At 72.4% G+C, this 15,422-nt stretch carries 16 protein-coding genes; 6 read left to right on the forward strand and 10 right to left on the reverse strand.

What is annotated here, in order from left to right:
* Positions 1–47 precede the first annotated feature (47 nt).
* From ABD901_RS44835 to ABD901_RS44850, 4 genes are all read left to right on the forward strand, one after another.
* A complete protein-coding gene (locus ABD901_RS44835) occupies positions 48–1,826 on the forward strand; it encodes a glycoside hydrolase family 76 protein (protein WP_345137507.1) in 1,779 nt (592 codons plus the stop codon).
* Positions 1,823–2,221, forward strand: a complete 399-nt coding sequence (locus ABD901_RS44840) for a helix-turn-helix transcriptional regulator (protein ID WP_345137510.1) — start codon at positions 1,823–1,825, stop codon at positions 2,219–2,221. The genes ABD901_RS44835 and ABD901_RS44840 overlap by 4 nt, the downstream gene beginning before the upstream one ends.
* Positions 2,222–2,311: 90 nt before the next feature.
* The gene (locus ABD901_RS44845) at positions 2,312–3,022 is read left to right on the forward strand and encodes a hypothetical protein (protein WP_345137512.1); all 711 of its coding nucleotides are present in this window, start codon (positions 2,312–2,314) and stop codon (positions 3,020–3,022) included.
* Between the two features lie 182 nt (positions 3,023–3,204).
* Positions 3,205–4,536 carry a sensor histidine kinase gene (locus ABD901_RS44850; RefSeq protein ID WP_345137515.1) on the forward strand — a complete coding sequence of 444 codons (1,332 nt, stop codon included), beginning with the start codon at positions 3,205–3,207 and terminating at the stop codon, positions 4,534–4,536.
* Positions 4,537–4,540: 4 nt separating this feature from the next.
* On the opposite strand, the gene ABD901_RS44855 is transcribed toward ABD901_RS44850, so the two are convergent.
* From ABD901_RS44855 to ABD901_RS44870, 4 genes are read right to left on the reverse strand one after another with little or no spacing between them, the layout of a single operon-like run.
* Positions 4,541–5,110, reverse strand: coding sequence for a DUF6886 family protein (locus tag ABD901_RS44855; protein ID WP_345137517.1), 570 nt, complete (start codon positions 5,108–5,110; stop codon positions 4,541–4,543).
* 38 nt (positions 5,111–5,148) lie between these two features.
* Positions 5,149–6,222, reverse strand: a complete 1,074-nt coding sequence (locus tag ABD901_RS44860) for an ABC transporter permease (protein WP_345137519.1) — start codon at positions 6,220–6,222, stop codon at positions 5,149–5,151.
* On the reverse strand, positions 6,219–7,112 hold the full coding sequence (locus tag ABD901_RS44865; RefSeq protein ID WP_345137522.1) for an ABC transporter ATP-binding protein: 894 nt from the start codon (positions 7,110–7,112) through the stop codon (positions 6,219–6,221). The genes ABD901_RS44860 and ABD901_RS44865 overlap by 4 nt, the downstream gene beginning before the upstream one ends.
* A gap of 48 nt (positions 7,113–7,160) precedes the next feature.
* Positions 7,161–7,844, reverse strand: a complete 684-nt coding sequence (locus ABD901_RS44870) for a response regulator (RefSeq protein ID WP_345137524.1) — start codon at positions 7,842–7,844, stop codon at positions 7,161–7,163.
* Between the two features lie 45 nt (positions 7,845–7,889).
* On the opposite strand from ABD901_RS44870, the gene ABD901_RS44875 reads away from it, so the two are divergent.
* Positions 7,890–9,566 (forward strand): amidohydrolase, encoded by a 1,677-nt coding sequence (locus tag ABD901_RS44875; RefSeq protein ID WP_345137526.1) that lies wholly within the window; start codon positions 7,890–7,892, stop codon positions 9,564–9,566.
* Here ABD901_RS44875 and ABD901_RS44880 read toward each other — a convergent pair.
* Together ABD901_RS44880 and ABD901_RS44885 are read right to left on the reverse strand one after the other, a co-directional pair.
* Positions 9,514–10,719, reverse strand: a complete 1,206-nt coding sequence (locus ABD901_RS44880) for an RNA polymerase sigma factor (protein WP_345137528.1) — start codon at positions 10,717–10,719, stop codon at positions 9,514–9,516. The genes ABD901_RS44875 and ABD901_RS44880 overlap by 53 nt on opposite strands.
* Positions 10,707–11,033, reverse strand: coding sequence for a YciI family protein (locus tag ABD901_RS44885; protein WP_345137530.1), 327 nt, complete (start codon positions 11,031–11,033; stop codon positions 10,707–10,709). Before ABD901_RS44885 ends, ABD901_RS44880 begins: the two co-directional genes overlap by 13 nt.
* A 61-nt stretch (positions 11,034–11,094) precedes the next feature.
* On the opposite strand from ABD901_RS44885, the gene ABD901_RS44890 reads away from it, so the two are divergent.
* Positions 11,095–11,358: a nuclear transport factor 2 family protein gene (locus ABD901_RS44890; RefSeq protein ID WP_345137533.1), complete on the forward strand. Its 264-nt coding sequence runs from the start codon at positions 11,095–11,097 to the stop codon at positions 11,356–11,358.
* A gap of 41 nt (positions 11,359–11,399) precedes the next feature.
* Here the strand turns inward: ABD901_RS44890 and ABD901_RS44895 are convergent, their stop codons facing one another.
* From ABD901_RS44895 to ABD901_RS44910, 4 genes are all read right to left on the reverse strand, one after another.
* Positions 11,400–11,708: a Rieske (2Fe-2S) protein gene (locus ABD901_RS44895; protein ID WP_345137534.1), complete on the reverse strand. Its 309-nt coding sequence runs from the start codon at positions 11,706–11,708 to the stop codon at positions 11,400–11,402.
* The gene (nirB, locus tag ABD901_RS44900; RefSeq protein ID WP_345137536.1) at positions 11,705–14,137 is read right to left on the reverse strand and encodes a nitrite reductase large subunit NirB; all 2,433 of its coding nucleotides are present in this window, start codon (positions 14,135–14,137) and stop codon (positions 11,705–11,707) included. The genes ABD901_RS44895 and nirB overlap by 4 nt, the downstream gene beginning before the upstream one ends.
* An 85-nt stretch (positions 14,138–14,222) precedes the next feature.
* Positions 14,223–14,573 carry a molybdopterin oxidoreductase gene (locus ABD901_RS44905; RefSeq protein WP_345137539.1) on the reverse strand — a complete coding sequence of 117 codons (351 nt, stop codon included), beginning with the start codon at positions 14,571–14,573 and terminating at the stop codon, positions 14,223–14,225.
* A gap of 93 nt (positions 14,574–14,666) precedes the next feature.
* The gene (locus ABD901_RS44910) at positions 14,667–15,407 is read right to left on the reverse strand and encodes an SDR family NAD(P)-dependent oxidoreductase (protein ID WP_345137540.1); all 741 of its coding nucleotides are present in this window, start codon (positions 15,405–15,407) and stop codon (positions 14,667–14,669) included.
* Positions 15,408–15,422: the final 15 nt, after the last annotated feature.

The following is a 15,422-nucleotide window of genomic DNA, read 5'->3' on the forward strand; positions in this document are numbered from 1 at the left end:
ATCGACGTACAACGTTGTGAGAGCGCTTTCTGTAAAGGAAGTTTCCCGTGGCCGCCATCCACCGAACGCTCGCCGTCCTGCTGCTGCTCGTCGCCGGCCTCGCGGTCGCGGCGAACCCCGCGCACGCGGCGAACCCACCCGTCTGCTCCCAGTACTGCGACACCCGTGACCCGTCCCTGGCCCGCCAGGAGACCTTCCCCGTCGGCACGCTGCTGATCAACAACCGGCGCATCGTGCTGCACCTGTCCGACGCCGACGGCATGGCCTGGGGCAGCATCGACGCGGGCACCGAGGGCGAGTCCGTGTGGCTGGACCGTTCCTTCGACGGCGGCGCCACCTGGGAGGGGCTGCTGGGCAAGGCGTGGATCCCGGGCACGTGGACCGGCACCCGGACCCTGATGTACAACCTCTCGGACCCCTCGCACCACCGCCGCGGCATGGTCCGGGCCTGCGGCGACGCGCACGCCGTGGCCTGCACCGCCTGGGTGCGCCCGGCGGTGTGCAACCCCGCCTGCGACAACGCCGCCGGCGGCACCGACGCGCAGCCGGTCAGCACCGTCACCCTCGCCGGGCGCAGCATCTCGCTGCACTTCGACGCGGCCGGCATGGCGTGGGGCACGATCACCAACAACCGGGCCGGCGACGAGGTGTGGCTGGACCGCTCCTTCGACGGCGGCGCGAGCTGGCCGGGCGGCTCATCCCTGGGCCGTACGACCAATGGCCGCACGAACCGCTTCAACGCCACCGACCCCGTCTCGTACCTGTACGGCGGCGTCGTGCGCGCCTGCGGCCGGGCGGTCGAGGGCCAGAACGGCGCGTGCACGCCCTGGACCCGCCCGTCGGCGAACCGCCTGCGCGGCGCCGCCGACGCGCTCATGTACTCCTACGACCCCTACCCGTCGTGGTGGCCGTCGAGCTGGTGGAACTCCGCGGTCGCGCTGAGCTCGGTGATCGGCTACACGCGGCGTACCGGCGACCAGACCCATGCCTGGGCGATCCGCCGCACGTTCGACGTCAACCGCGTCGCCTTCCCCGCCGGCGCCCGCTCCTCCGACCCCGTCGACGGCCACTTCATCAGCCGCTCCGTGGACGACACGGCGTGGTGGGGCCTCACCTGGATCGACGCCTACGACCTCACTCACGACGGCGTGTACCTCGACGAGGCCGTCACCATTGCCAACTATGTCGCCGGGTTCTGGGACCCGTCGACCTGCGGCGGCGGCGTCTGGTGGGACCGCGAGCGCACCTACAAGAACGCCGTGACGATCGGCCTGTACCTGCGCCTGACGGCCGCGCTGCACAACCGCATCGCCGGCGACACCGCGTGGCTGAACCGGGCCGTCACCGGGTGGAACTGGTTCAACGCGAGCGGCATGATCAACTCGGCCGGCCTCGTCAACGACGGGCTGACCACGGGCTGCCAGAACAACGGGCAGACGGTGTGGAGCTACAACCAGGGCCTGGCGATCGGCGCGGCGATGGAGCTGTTCCGGGCGACCGGTTCGACGGCCTATCAGGACGCGGCGCGCCGGCTCGGCACCGCCGCCCTCAACTCGTCGCTCGTGCAGGGCGGCGTGCTCACCGAGTCGTGCGACCGGAGCGGGCAGACCTGTGACGACAACCAGAAACAGTTCAAGGGCGTGTTCATGCGGTACCTCGCCGAAGCCGGCCAGCAGTTCCAGTCCTTCGCCGACACGCAGGCCACCGGCCTGTGGAACGGCCGCGATCCGATGAACCGCATCGGCAGCCGATGGGCGCCGCCGGCGGCGCCGCCGGACTGGCGCACCCAGGCCTCCGCCCTGTCAGCCCTGCTGGTGGCGTCGTGAGCGCCCGGCACGCGCGGCACGTCGGCATCCTGCTGCAGCTGCGCTCCCGCCCGTGGGTCTCCGCCGCGGCCCTGTCCTGCCGCTTCGGCGTCGACGTGCGCACCATCTACCTCGACATGGACCTGCTGACCGCGGCCGGCCTGCCGATCGAGGCGGTCCCCGGCCGCGCCGGCGCCTACCGCCTGGCGCAGCACGCGGTGTTGCCGGCGATCGAGGAGGCCCTCGGCGAGCCGACGGAGCCGCTGGATCACTACCTGCGCGGCGCCCGCAGCCGGGAGCAGCTGCGGGCGCTGGGCCAGCGCGCCTACGCCCGCCAGCAGCGCCTCCTGTTGCACCGCCTGGACCGCACGGACCGCACCGCCCGCACCGCCGCGGATCGGTCCCGAAGCGCCTGAATCCCGATCGTCGAGGACGGACCGGCGCCTGTCGGATGGGCTCCACGCATATCTACGTTTCGCCTTCGGCCGTCGGGGCAGCACCGCCGCGTGAGCGAGAAATGGGAGTACGGCTACGTTTATTTCGTGTCGACGCAGTCCGAGGAGCAGCGCAACCTGCGCATCCACCCGGACGAGTCGAAGCGGGCCATCGAGTACGACCTGGCCGCGGTGGTCGTGGACGGCGAGAAGATCCGTTCGCAGGCGATCCCCGGCAAGGTCACGTTGCTCAACGAGCTCGGCAACGACGGCTGGCAGGTCGAGAGCGGCCTGAACCTGGCCGGTCACATGCCGAACTGGCTGCGCGAGGCGGTGCGGTCGGCGGTGAGCGACGCCGACCCGAGCGGCGCGATCGAGCACTGCATGCGGCGCAGGCGCCCGGTCGCCACACCGGCACCGGTCACCCGCCAGCAGAGCGCGCGCGCCAACGCGCCTGACCCGGAGCCGGCCAGGGCCTCGATCGCGGGCCCTGACCCGAAACGCGCCGGCACCTCGATCACCGGCCCCGACCCGAAACGCGCCGGCGCCCCGATCGCGGGCCCCGACCCGAAACGCGCCGGCGCCCCGATCGCGGGCCCCGACCCGAAACGCGCCGGCACCTCGATCGCCGGCCAGACACGTGCCGACGCCTCGATCGCCGCTTCCGACCAGACACACGCGCCGGCGAGCGTTGCGAATCCTCAGCCGTTGCCAATCTCGGCCCTGGCAAAACCTCGGCGAAGGGCACCCAAGACCGCGGCGAAGGGCAACGTCCGCGGTTGAAACGTCCGCGGTTGACGAGCGGCACAATCGGGCGAATGGTGCCTTCCGCTTAAATCAATATCACCATACCACCCACCAGCAAGTTGATCTCCCGAGCATCACGCAGCGTAGAGAAATCGCGTGACTAGCCGTAGATACGAGCACGTAGACTGCGGGGCGGCTGTCGGGTGGAGGGGTGGGCGGTGGACAAGCAGAGCGCGGTGGAAGGGTGGCAACGGCCGCGGCCGGATGCGCGGCGGCTGCGGATCGACGTCGGGATCGGGCTGGTCGTCACCGCGATGACGCTGCTCAGCCTCACCCTGACCCGCAGCGTCGGGTTCTATGCGTTCGGGCATCCGCCGACGCTGTTCGAGCAGGTGTTGTGGGCCGTGCTCGCGACGCTGCCGTTGTGCTTGCGGCGGCGGTGGCCCGATGCGGTCGCCGTTGTCGTGTCGGCCGCGTTCATCGTGGGGCAGGTGCGGCATGCGCCCGAGCAGCAGCTGACGTCGGGGGCGTTGTTCGCCGCGATCTACACGCTCGGGGCGTGGGGGCGGGACCATCGACGGGCGTCCTGGATTCGCGGCGGGATCATCGCGGCGATGTTCGTGTGGCTCGGGATCTCCTACCTGATCGCGCTGCCGGGGTTGTCGGCGGCCGAGTTCGCCGACGCGGACGGGCCCGTGTCGCCGATCCTGGCGTCCGCGATCAACGGCGTGCTGGTCAACGTGCTCATCTTCGGGTTCGCGTACTTCTTCGGCGAGCTGTCCTGGATCGCCGAGTCGCGGCGGCAGCAGGTCGAGGCGCAGGGGGCGCAGCTGCTGGCCGCGAAGGAAGAAGAAAGCGCCCGCACGGTACTGCACGAGCGCCTGCGCATCGCCCGCGAGCTGCATGACGTGGTGGCGCACCACGTGTCGGTGATGGGGGTGCAGGCCTCGGCCGCGCGGCGGGTGCTGGACCGCAACCCCGCGCAGGCCAAACAGGCGCTCACCGCCGTCGAGCAGAGCGCGCGCACCGCCGTCGACGAGCTGCATCGGATGCTCGGGCTGCTGCGGCAGGGGGATCCGGGGCCCGAGGCGGCGGACGCGGCGCCGGCGGCGTTCGGGCTGCACCGGGTGGCCGAGCTGCTGGACACCGTGCGGCACGCCGGCCTCGAAACCTCGCTCGGGGTGTTCGGCGACGCGGTGGAGCTGCCGGAGTCGTTGTCGCTCACCGGGTACCGCGTGGTGCAGGAGGCCGCCACCAACACCCTCAAGCACGCCGGTGCGACGAAGCTGGACGTGCGGATCCGCTACCACGCCGACGAGCTCGAGCTCGACGTCGCCGACGACGGGCGGGGGCCGGCGCGGCGGGGGGCCGGCGGGCTCGGGCTGATCGGCATGCGGGAGCGGGTGGCCGCGCACTCGGGGAGCCTGGAGACGGGGCCGCGCACCGGGGGACCCGGGTTCCGGGTGCGCGCCAGGTTCCCGATTCCGCGGCAGGGCGGTCAGGCGGGCAGCCCCCCGAAGCCGGTCTCGTTGCCGTCGGCGTCGGTGTAGGCGATCATGCAGCGTTCCTCAGCCGCGATCCGCTGAAGCCGACGGTGGAGGCGGCGACGCGGTTCCAGAAGGGCCAGATCGACGGGGTGACGCGCAGCTCGATGCCGGCCGCCGCGTGCCGGCCGATGAGGTCGTCGACCGGCACCCGCTCGGTGGCCTCGACCTCTTCGTCGCAGACCCAGTAGCCGCCGACCTCCTCGTGCGGGCGGAACGGCTCCGCCGGGAAGCGGTACGCGTACAACTGGCAATCACGCATCCGGTCGAGCCACGCCGACTCGATGACGTGGATCCGCGCCGCGGCGCTCTGGCCGAAGAAGCGCTCGCGGTCCTCGGGCGTGGTGTCCGCCTGCGGCCACACGCACCCGCGCGGGCAGTCCCGCGGAAACCAGAACATCGGGGCGTGGCGGGTGTCGACGGCCCAGACCAGCGGCGGCGCGGTGGGGTTGGTGGCGGGCGTGTGCGGGCGGAAGCGGCCGAGGCCGGGGTCCTCGCTGTAGTGCCAGAGGGCGTGCGGCTCCTCGCCGAAGTAGGGCGGCGCCGCCTCACGGGCCAGCAGGTGCGCGGGGTAATCCATGAACGCCACTCTGGCACGTACAGCGTGGTCAGATGCGGTCAGATGCTGCGCAACTCGCGGTCCCGCCACGCCGCGCCCCACGACGTCCGCCCGTTGGTGCGCAGCAGCGACCCTTCGTAGATGCGCGCCGCGGCCAACAGCGCGCCGACGGTGGTGAGCGCCAGGACGGCCAGGGCCACGAACGGCTCCCAGCCGGCGGCGTCGCCGTCGAAGAGCCGCACCGGCATGGCGGTGGGCGCGGAGAGCGGGACGTACGACATCACCCGCATCGCCGTCGGGTTGTCCTGCAGGAAGATCACCAGGAAGAAGGGCGCCATCACCGCGAGCTGCACGGGCATGCCCGCGTTGTTGATGTCCTCGAGCCGGTTGACCAGCGCGCCGACGGCCGCCCACAGCGAGGCGAGCATGACGAAGCCGAGCACGAAGAACGGGATGAACCAGGTCATCGCCGGCGCGAGCAGCGGCAGCAGGTTGTCGGCGTCGTCGGTGAACTGGGCGCCGGTCACGCTCACCAGAGCGATCAGCGCGACCTGCGCGAGCGCCAGGATGCCGCCGGCGACGACCTTGCCCACAAGCAGCGCCCGCACCGGGACCGCGGCGACCAGGATCTCGACCATCCGGGTCTGTTTCTCCTCGGTCACGCTCTGCGCGATCTGGATGCCGAAGGTCAGCGATGTGAAGAAGAAGACCAGTGCGAACATGAACGGCACGAGGTACGACGCCAGTTCGTCAACGGCACTCGGATCCAGAAGTCGTACCTCGGGAGCCGTCGACAGCGCCCGCACGACGTCGCCCGGTGCGGACTTCATCGCGAGCACCTCGGGCCGGCCGCCCTTGTCCACGACCGCGGCGTCGGCGTCCCCGTCCCGCACGAGCTTCTCCGGCTCGGCGGCGACCTTGACCTCGAGCCCGGCGTCGTGCAGCCGGGCTTCGTAGACCGAGCCCGGCGCCACCGCAACGCTCGACGCGCCGCCGGCGAACAGCGCGGGCAGCACCGTGGAGGCGGCGGCGAAGAACAGGAAGAACAGGGTGCTGAACAGGAACGTCTTGTCGCGCAGCTTCACCTTCAGCTCGCGCGCGGCGACGAGGCGCACCGCCTCCAGGCGGTTCATCGGGTCACCTCTCGGAAGATCTCGGCGAGCGAGGGCACGACGGGCCCGAACGAGCGCACCGGCCCGCGGGCGAGGGCCTCGCGCAGTACCGCCTGGTCGTCGGCGCCCGTGGCGAGGTCGAACACGGCGCGGTCGCCGTCGAGGTCGAGCAGCGTCACGCCGGCGTGGTCGCGCAGCCAGCCGGCGTCGCCGTCGACGCGCAGCTCGTACCGCGGCTCGGCGTAGGACGCGCGCAGCTCCGCGCGGGTGCCGGTGGCCCGGATCCGCCCGCCGGCGATGATGACGAGGTCGTCGCAGAGCCGCTCGACGACGTCGAGCTGGTGGCTGGAGAACAGCACCGGCACGCCGGCCGCCGTCCGCTCCCGCAGCACCCCGACGACCACGTCCACGGCGAGCGGGTCGAGCCCGGAGAACGGCTCGTCGAGCACGAGCAGCACCGGTTCGTGCACGAGCGCCGCGGCGATCTGCGCGCGCTGCTGGTTGCCCAGCGAAAGCTGCTGCAGCGGATCGTCGGCCCGCTCCCCCAGCCCGAGCCGCTCGATGAGATCGGCGGCGTTGCGCCGCGCCGTCTCCGCACCCAGCCCGTGCAGCCGCCCCAGGTAGATCAGTTGCTCGCGGACGCTCTGCTTGGGGTACAATCCTCGCTCTTCGGGCATATATCCCACCCGGCGCCGGTCCTCTTTGGTCAGGGGCGCCCCCTGCCAGGTGACCGTGCCCGCATCGGCGGCCAGCACGCCGAGGATGATCCGCATCGTCGTGGTCTTGCCGGCCCCGTTGGCCCCGACGAACCCGGTCATCCGCCCGGCCCCCACCGCAAACGTGATGTCGGTGAGCACCTGGCGGTCCCCGAAGCGCCGGTCGACCCCCTCCAGCTGCAGCGCGTCGCTCATGCCGCATACGCTAGGCGCCGCGCCGCCCCACCGAATCCGGCCAGCGATCTACCCGCGGGGTCCGTCGCGCGACGGACCCGGTGTCACCACCCCGTGCTCGTAGGCGAACACCACCGCCGCCGTCCGGTCGCGCAACCCCAGCTTGGTGAGCACCCGGCTGACGTGCGTCTTCACCGTCGCCTCCCCGAGATGCAGCCGCACCGCGATCTCCGCGTTGGTCGCCCCACCGGCCAGCTCGACCAGCACTTCGCGCTCGCGCGGCGTCAGCTCTTCCAGCAGCTGCGCCTGCCGCGGCGACCCTCCTTGCGCCTTGGGCCGCGCGAACGCCGCGATGACCCGCCGCGTCAGCTCCGGCGCCAGCAGCGCATCCCCGCGCGCCACGATCCGCACCGCGTCGATCAGCGCCTCGGGCGTGCCGTTCTTGAGCAGAAACCCGCTGGCCCCGGCCTCGAGCGCCGCAAACAGGTAGTCGTCCCGGTCGAACGTCGTCAGCATGAGCACCGCGGGCGTCGGCCCGGCCGCCGTGATCTCCCGGGTGGCCGCCAGCCCGTCCAGCCCCGGCATCTCGACGTCCATGAGCAGCACGTCCGCCTCGGTCCCGCGGGCCAGCTCGACCGCCTGCCGTCCATCGGCCGCCTCGCCGACGACGGTGAGGTCGTCCTCCGTCTCGAGGATGACCCGAAACCCCGTGCGGACGAGCTGGTGGTCGTCGGCGAGCAGTACCCGAATCACGCCCGCACCTTATCGGACATGCGGATCATGGCGGAGAATGGCGCCATGGGCGCAATGCTGTTCACGGGTGGGCCGGTGTGGACCGGCGAGGGGCGTGCTGAGGCGCTCGCGGTGCGCGACGGGCGGATCGTCGCCGTCGGTGACGCACGCTCCGCGCGGGACGCGCTCGACGGCATCGCGTTCGAGCACGTCGACCTCGGCGGGCGGATGCTCATGCCGGGGTTCCACGACGCCCACGTGCACCCGGTGAGCGGGGCCCTCGAGCGGCTGCGCTGTGACCTGTCCCACCTGCACGACCGCGCCGCCTACCTGCGGACCGTCGGCGAGTACGCGAAGGCCGAGCCGGGGCGGGAGTGGATCACCGGCGGCGGCTGGTCGATGTCGGCGTTCCCGGGTGGGCTGCCGCGGCGCGAGGACCTCGACGCCGTCGCCTCCGGGCGGCCGGTGTTCCTGCCCAACCGCGACCACCACTCGGCGTGGGTCAGCACGGCCGCGCTGGAGCGGGCCGGCATCGACGCGGGCACGCCCGACCCGGCCAACGGCCGCATCGAGCGCGACCCGGACGGGCGCCCGACGGGTGTACTCCACGAGGCCGCGATGGACCTCGTCACGCCGCTGCTGCCCGAGGACACCGACGAGGACTACGACCGGGCGCTGATGGAGGCGCAGCGGTACCTCTTCTCGCTCGGCATCACCGGCTGGCAGGACGCCATCGTCGGCGCCTACGCCGGCTCCCGCGACCAGCTCGGCACCTACCTGCGCGCCGACGCCGCCGGGCGGCTGCGGGCCCGGGTCGCCGGCGCGCTGTGGTGGGAGCGCGACCGGGGCGGCGAGCAGATCGCCGACCTCGAGCGGCGCCGCGCGCTCGCCGCCGGAGCGGCGCGCTTCCGGGCCGGCATCGTGAAGATCATGCAGGACGGCGTGGCCGAGAACTTCACCGCCGCCATGATCGATCCCTATGTCGGCAAGGGTTTCTGTGGTACGTCCAATGTGGACCCTTCCCGCCTCCGCGAACACGTCGCGGCGCTGGACCGGGCCGGTTTCGCGGTGCACTTCCACGCGATCGGCGACCGGGCCGTCCGCGAGTGCCTCGACGCCGTGCAGGCGAGCGCCAACGCGCGGCGGCACCACATCGCGCACCTGCACGTCGTGCACCCCGACGACGTGCCGCGCTTCGGCGCACTGGGCGTGACCGCGAACATCCAGGCGCTGTGGGCGACGCACCACGAGCAGAACGACACCCTGTGCGTGCCGTTCTTCGGCCCCGAACGAGCCGCGCACCAGTACCCGTTCGGCGCCATCGCCCGCACCGGCGGCCGGCTCGCCGCGGGCAGCGACTGGCCGGTCAGCACGCCCGACCCGTGGCCGGCGATCCACGTGGCCGTCAACCGCACCGAGCCGGAGGGCTCCGCCGAGTCCGCGTGGCCGACGTCGCAGACGCCCATGCTGCCGGAGCAGGCGCTGACGCTGACGCAGGCCTTGACGGCGTACACGGCCGGGTCGGCATACGTGAGCCACCTCGACGCCGAGATCGGCACCCTGACGCCGGGCAAGGCCGCCGACCTGGTGGTCCTGGACCGCGACCCGTTCGAGCCCGGCACGACGCTGCACGACGTGCGGGCCGACCTCGTGTTCATCGACGGAGAGGCGGTCCACGACCACGGCTCCACTATTGGAGCTGCGCGGCCCGCGACTCCAGGTAGCGCTGCTCGGGCCGGCTGAGCGTGAGCCGTGCCGCCAGCCGGTAGTGCTCCTGCGCCCCGGCCCGGTCGCCGGCCAGCTCCAGCAGATGGGCCCGCACCGCCGCGGTCCGGTGGTGCCGGGCCAGCACCGGATCCTCGGCGATCTGGTCCAGAGCGGCGAGCCCGGCTTCCGGGCCGTCGACCATGGCGCGCGCCACGATCCGGTTCAGCGTCACCATCGGGCTCGGGGCGAGTGCGTGCAGCATCCCGTACAGGGCGAGGATCTGCGGCCAGTCGGTGTCCTCGGCGCGTGCCGCCTCGTCGTGCACCGCGGCGATCGCGGCCTGCAGCTGGAACGGGCCGATCGGGGCCCGCGCCAGCGTGTGGGTGATGATCGCGACGCCTTCGGCGATGGCGGCGGCGTCCCAGCGGCGCCGGTCCTGCTCGGCGAGCGGGACCAGGGTGCCGTCCGGCCCGGTGCGCGAGGGCCGGCGCGCGTCGGTGAGCAGCATCAACGCGAGCAGGCCGGCCACCTCGCCGTCCTCCGGCAGGCGCCGGTGCAGCTGCCGGGTCAGCCGGATCGCCTCCCGGGTCAGCTCCACGCGGTTCAAGGCGTCGCCGGAGCTGGCCGTGTAGCCCTCGTTGAAGATCAGGTAGAGCACGTGGCGGACCGCGGTGAGACGCTCGCCGAGCTCGCCCGGCGCGGGCGTCTCGAACCGGGTGCCGGTGTCGCGGATGCGCTGCTTGGCCCGGGTGATCCGCTGGCCGACGGTGGCCTCCGGCAGCAGCAGAGCCCGGGCGATCTCCGCGGTGCTGAGCCCGCCGACCGCCCGCAGGGTGAGCGTGACCTGCGCCGGCACGCTCAGCGCGGGATGGCAGCAGAGCAGCAGCAACGCCAGCTCGTCGTCGCCGCGGACCTGCGGCGCGGGCTCGTGCCGGACCGCCTCCTCGCGGCGCCGGCGGGCCGTCTCGTTGCGCAGCAGCTCCACCCGGCGGCGGCTCGCCACGGTGACCAGCCAGTGCTGCGGCTGCTCCGGGACGCCGGTCTCCGGCCACTGCCGGGCGGCCGCGATCAGCGCCTCCTGCACCGCGTCCTCGCATGCCTCGAAGTCGCCGTAGCGGCGCACGACGGCGGCCAGGACCTGCGGCGCGCACTCGCGCAGCAGGTCCGGCAGCCCGGTCACAGCTCCCATGTGCTCATATCGAGGATGGGGCGCACCTCGACCCGGGTATACGCGGCGTCCGGCGCCTTCGCGGCCCAGGCGACCGCCTCGTCGAGATCCGCGACGTCGATCAGGTAGAAGCCGGCCAGGTGCTCCTTGACCTCGGCGTACGGGCCGTCGGAGGTGATCGTCCTACCGTCGCGCACCGAGACCTGGGTGGCCAGGGCCGGGTCGCCCAGCCCTTCGCTGACCACCAGCACGCCGGCCTCGCGCATCTCCTCTCTCAGCCGCAGGTGGCCGAGGCCGAAGTCGATCCGCTGCTGATCGGTCAGCGTCTCGTACACCCTCGCCCCTCCGCTGCGCCAGCCCGGCGACGGCGAGAACCCGGCCGCGCTCGAGGCCTGGATGGCCACCTTCGAGGCGCCGCCGCGCCGCGAGGTCACCCACCTGGAGATCACCACGGACGGCGACGTGGCGTTCGCGACCAGCCTCGACTGCCTGACCGCCGTGCCTCGCGGCTCGACCGCGCCCTTCAGCCTGTGGTTCCGGGTGACGCTGGGCCTGCGCCGCATCGACGGGCGCTGGCTGGTGACGCACGAGCACGAGTCGGTGCCGTTCGAGATGGACGGCTCGTTCCGCGCCTCGACCGGGCTGACCCCCACCGACTGAGGTGATCAGGAGCGCTCGGCCCGCCGCCCTGAGCTGCAGGATCAGCTTGGCAAAGGCGCAATGAGGATCTGGCCGTCCGCGTCGACCGTGGCCGGGTAGACGGTCAGGGAGAACGCGCTCGTCGTCGAGCAGCCCGTTGACAGGTCGAAGGTGTGCTGGTGCAACGGGCAGACCACGTGCCGCAGGTCGGTCAGGCCGTCGGCCAGCGGGCCGCCGGCGTGCGGGCACACCGCGGACACCGCGCGGACCGAGCCGTCGCGCAAGTGGAAGACGGCGACCATGGTGTCGTCGACGGCGTACGCGCGGCCCTCGCCCGCCGGAATATCTGCGAGGGGGCCCAGGCGGTTCACAGCGCCGCCCGGAACTGGCCCGGCGTGGCCTCGGCGCGCCGTTCCAGCCACGGGTCGCGGTACGCGGCGACGGAGGCGGCGATGGCCGAGTCCAGCCGTTCCGCGATGCCCTCGGCGTCGTCGACAATGACCGCGCGGATATGGTCGATGCCCAGCCGCGGCACCCAGGCATAGGTGCGTTCGAGCCAGTTGGCGCTCTCCCGGTAGTACTGCAGGAACCGCCCGGTCAGCGTCATGACCTCCGCCGCGGTCCCGACCGTCGCCAGCAGGTCGCCCTTGCGCACATGCGCGCCGGCGGCGCCGCCGACGTAGATCTCCCAGCGGCCGCCCTCGATGGCGACCACGCCGAGATCCTTCACGTAGGCCTCGGCACAGTTGCGCGGGCAGCCGGTGACGGCGAGCTTCATCTTGCCGGGGCCCTCGATGCCCTGATAACGCTCCTCCAAAGCGATGCCCAAGGACGTGGAATCGCCGAGGCCGAAGCGGCAGAACTCGGCGCCGACGCACGTTTTGACGGTGCGGAACGACTTGCCGTAGGCCCAGCCCGACGGCATGTCCAGGTCCTCCCACATGGCCGGGAGGTCCTCCTTGCGCACGCCCAGGAGGTCGATGCGCTGGCCGCCGGTGAGCTTCACCATCGGCACCTCGTACTTCTCGGCCACATCCGCGATTCGGCGTAGCTGGGCGGGGGTGGTGACGCCGCCCTTCAGCTGCGGTACCACCGAGAATGTTCCGTCCTTTTGAATGTTCGCGTGGACGCGGTCGTTGATGAAACGGGCGTCGCGTTCGTCGACGTATTCGTCGCCCCACATCATCCGCAGCAGCGACGCCAGGCCCATCTTGCTGCGGGCATCCTCCGCGCCGAGCGGTGCAAGGGCGGCGAAGACGGCACTCACGCTTTTGAGCCCAAGGCGCCGGACCGCGGCCATGAGATCCGATTTTTCCATTGGTACACCAGGAACGTAGAACTTTGCCGCCGGTTCCTCGGCCACTGTTCCGCCGGCGGCCCATTCGACGATCTGCGCCACCAAGGTCTTGCACGAGCCGCAGCCCTTGCCCGCCCGGGTTGCCTCCATGGCGGCGCCGACGCCGCGGGCTCCGTCCTCGACGGCGGCGACGAGGGCGCGCTTGCTGACGCCGTTGCAGTTGCACACCTGCAGGTCGTCGGGGAGGGCGGCGACCGATTCGGCCGCGTCCTCGGCGCCGAGGTCGAACAGCAGGGCGGCGCGGTCGTCGGGCAGTGGGAGACCGTCGTGGTACGCCTGCGTGAGCTGCGCGGCGCGGCGCACGTCGCCGACGAGGGTGGCGCCGACGAGGCGGCCGTCGCGGACGACGGCGCTGCGGTACACGCCGCGGCCGGGCTCGGCGAACACGACCGTCTCGTCGCCGTCGCGCTCGGCCTCGCGCAGGCCCATCGAGGCGACGTCGACGCCGGCGACCTTCAGGCGGGTGGCGGTGCGGGTGCCGTGGTAGCCGGCGGACGGGTCGGCGCCGGTGACGTGGTCGGCGAGCACGCGGGCCTGCTCCCACAGCGGCGCGACGAGCCCGTACGTCTCGCCTCGGTGCTGCACGCACTCGCCGACGGCGTAGATGTCGGGCTCGTCCAGGGCGCGGAGCTGGTCGTCGACGACGATGCCGCGCTCCACGACGAGGCCGGAGGCGGCGGCGAGCTCGGTGTTGGCGCGGATGCCGGCGGCGACGACGACCACGTCGCAGGGCAGCTCGCGCCCGTCGCGCAGCCGCACGCCGGTGACGGCGTCGCGGCCGAGGATCTCCGCCGTGTACGCGCCGGTGACGACGGTGATGCCGAGGCGTTCGATGCTGTGGCGCAGGATCGCGCCGCCCTGGGCGTCGAGCTGGGCGTGCATGAGGTGCGCGCCGGAGTGCACGAGCGTGACGTGCGGCAGGTGGTGCTGCAGGCCGCGGGCCGCCTCCAGGCCGAGCAGGCCGCCGCCGATGACGACCGCGCGCTCGTGCTGGCGCGCGTAGCGGATCATGCCGCGGGTGTCGTCGAGCGTGCGGAAGGCGAAGACGCCCTGGTGGTAGCCGCGGTTCGGGTTGCGGATGCCGGGGATCGACGGGATGTGCGCGCTGCTGCCGGTGGCGATGACGAGCTTGTCGTAGCGGCGCTCGGTGCCGTCCTCGGCGTGCACGACGCGGGCAAAGCGGTCGATGCGCGTGACGCGGACGCCGGCGCGCAGCTCGATGTCGTTGTCGCGGTACCACTGCAGGTCGTTGAGGAAGATGCCGTCCTCCTCCTCGGCGCCGCTGAGCACCTCGGAGAGCAGGATGCGGTTGTAGTTGCCGTATGGTTCGGCCCCGAACATCGTGATGTCGAAGAGCTCGGCGCCGCCGCGGCGCAGGACCTCCTCGACGGTGCGCGCGCCGGCCATGCCGTTGCCGACGACCACCAGCCTGCGCCTGCTCATGCCGTCACCTCCGCTTCGCTCCGCCAGCGGCATGAGCTGCACCGGTGTCCATATTGAGCGGCCACTCCGCTTCGCTCCGTACCGCTCATTCGACCTCGACCAGCCCGAGGTCGATGATGACGGTGGCCGTGACGCCGGTCGGGGCGGCGGCGTGCAGCTCGAGGCCGGTGCCGGCCTCGAGGTCCTCCACGACGCGCAGGGCCACGTGCGTGTGGTTCTTGGCGCCGATCGGGAAGTACCGCATCGGCTGGCCGTCGCGGACCAGGAACACGCAGATGAGCTCGGCGGAGGCGTTGCCGCCGCGGAAGTACACCGGCTGCGTGACCGCGCCGCCCGGCACCGTGTAGGCCAGCGCCGGGTCGAGCAGGAACGGCCGGTCGAGCCCCTTGCCCTCGAAGCTGTAGACACCTTGCAGGAAGCGTGGGGTGCTGTGCACGGCGAGGTCCCTTCGTCAGGTGGCCCTTGCCATGCTCGCGACGCGGTGTTGCCGCCCGGTCGCCCGATTGTTACCGGCCGCTGCCCGGTCTGCTCACAACGGCAGCGCGACGCCGGACAGCTCGGCGCAGGCCCGCAGCAGCCCGTCCTGGTAGCCGCGGTCGTGCACGGCCGGGTTGGGGCGCAGCTGCTGGCGCCACTTGAAGTAGCGGCCGGTGACGAGCGCGTCGCCGTCGCCGTCGGCGAGCCAGACCTGCGTCGCGGCGCCGATCGGCAGCTCGTCGGTGGCGTTGGGGCCGCCGAGCTTGGTGCGGATCCAGCCGGGGTCGACGGCGTTGCTGTACACGTCGGGCCACAGCCGGGCGACGGCGAAGGCGAGGGCGACGTCGTGCAGCTTCGAGTCGCTGTAGGACTGCATGCCGTGCCAGGGCTTCGCGCGGTACTGCAGGTCCGCGAGGTCGGCCACGCCGACGGCCTCCAGGCCCGAGGTGAGGTACACCAGGCGCTGCGGCCGCGGCATGAGCGCGGTCAGCACGTAGGGCGCGAGGACGTTGACCTGGAACGTGCGCTCGATCCCGTCGCCGGTCTCGCGCCGCTCGTCCTGCCCGCCGATCCCCGCGTTGTGGATGACGACGTCGAACTTGCCGGCCGCGGCGGCCATCGCCCGGGTCTGCTCCAGCGACCCGAGGTCGGCGACGAGCACCTCCGCGTCGAGGGCGGCCGCCCGTTCGTCGCTGCGCGCATGGAACACCACGTCGTGGCCGAGCCCCTGCAGCGTCCGCGCCGTCTCCAGCCCGATCCCGTCGGTCGACCCGGTGACCAGAATCCTCGCCATAAGTCCGACATGGTA

Source organism: Dactylosporangium darangshiense, from assembly GCF_039537565.1.
In the GTDB taxonomy this organism is placed as follows: Bacteria; Actinomycetota; Actinomycetes; order Mycobacteriales; family Micromonosporaceae; genus Dactylosporangium; species Dactylosporangium darangshiense.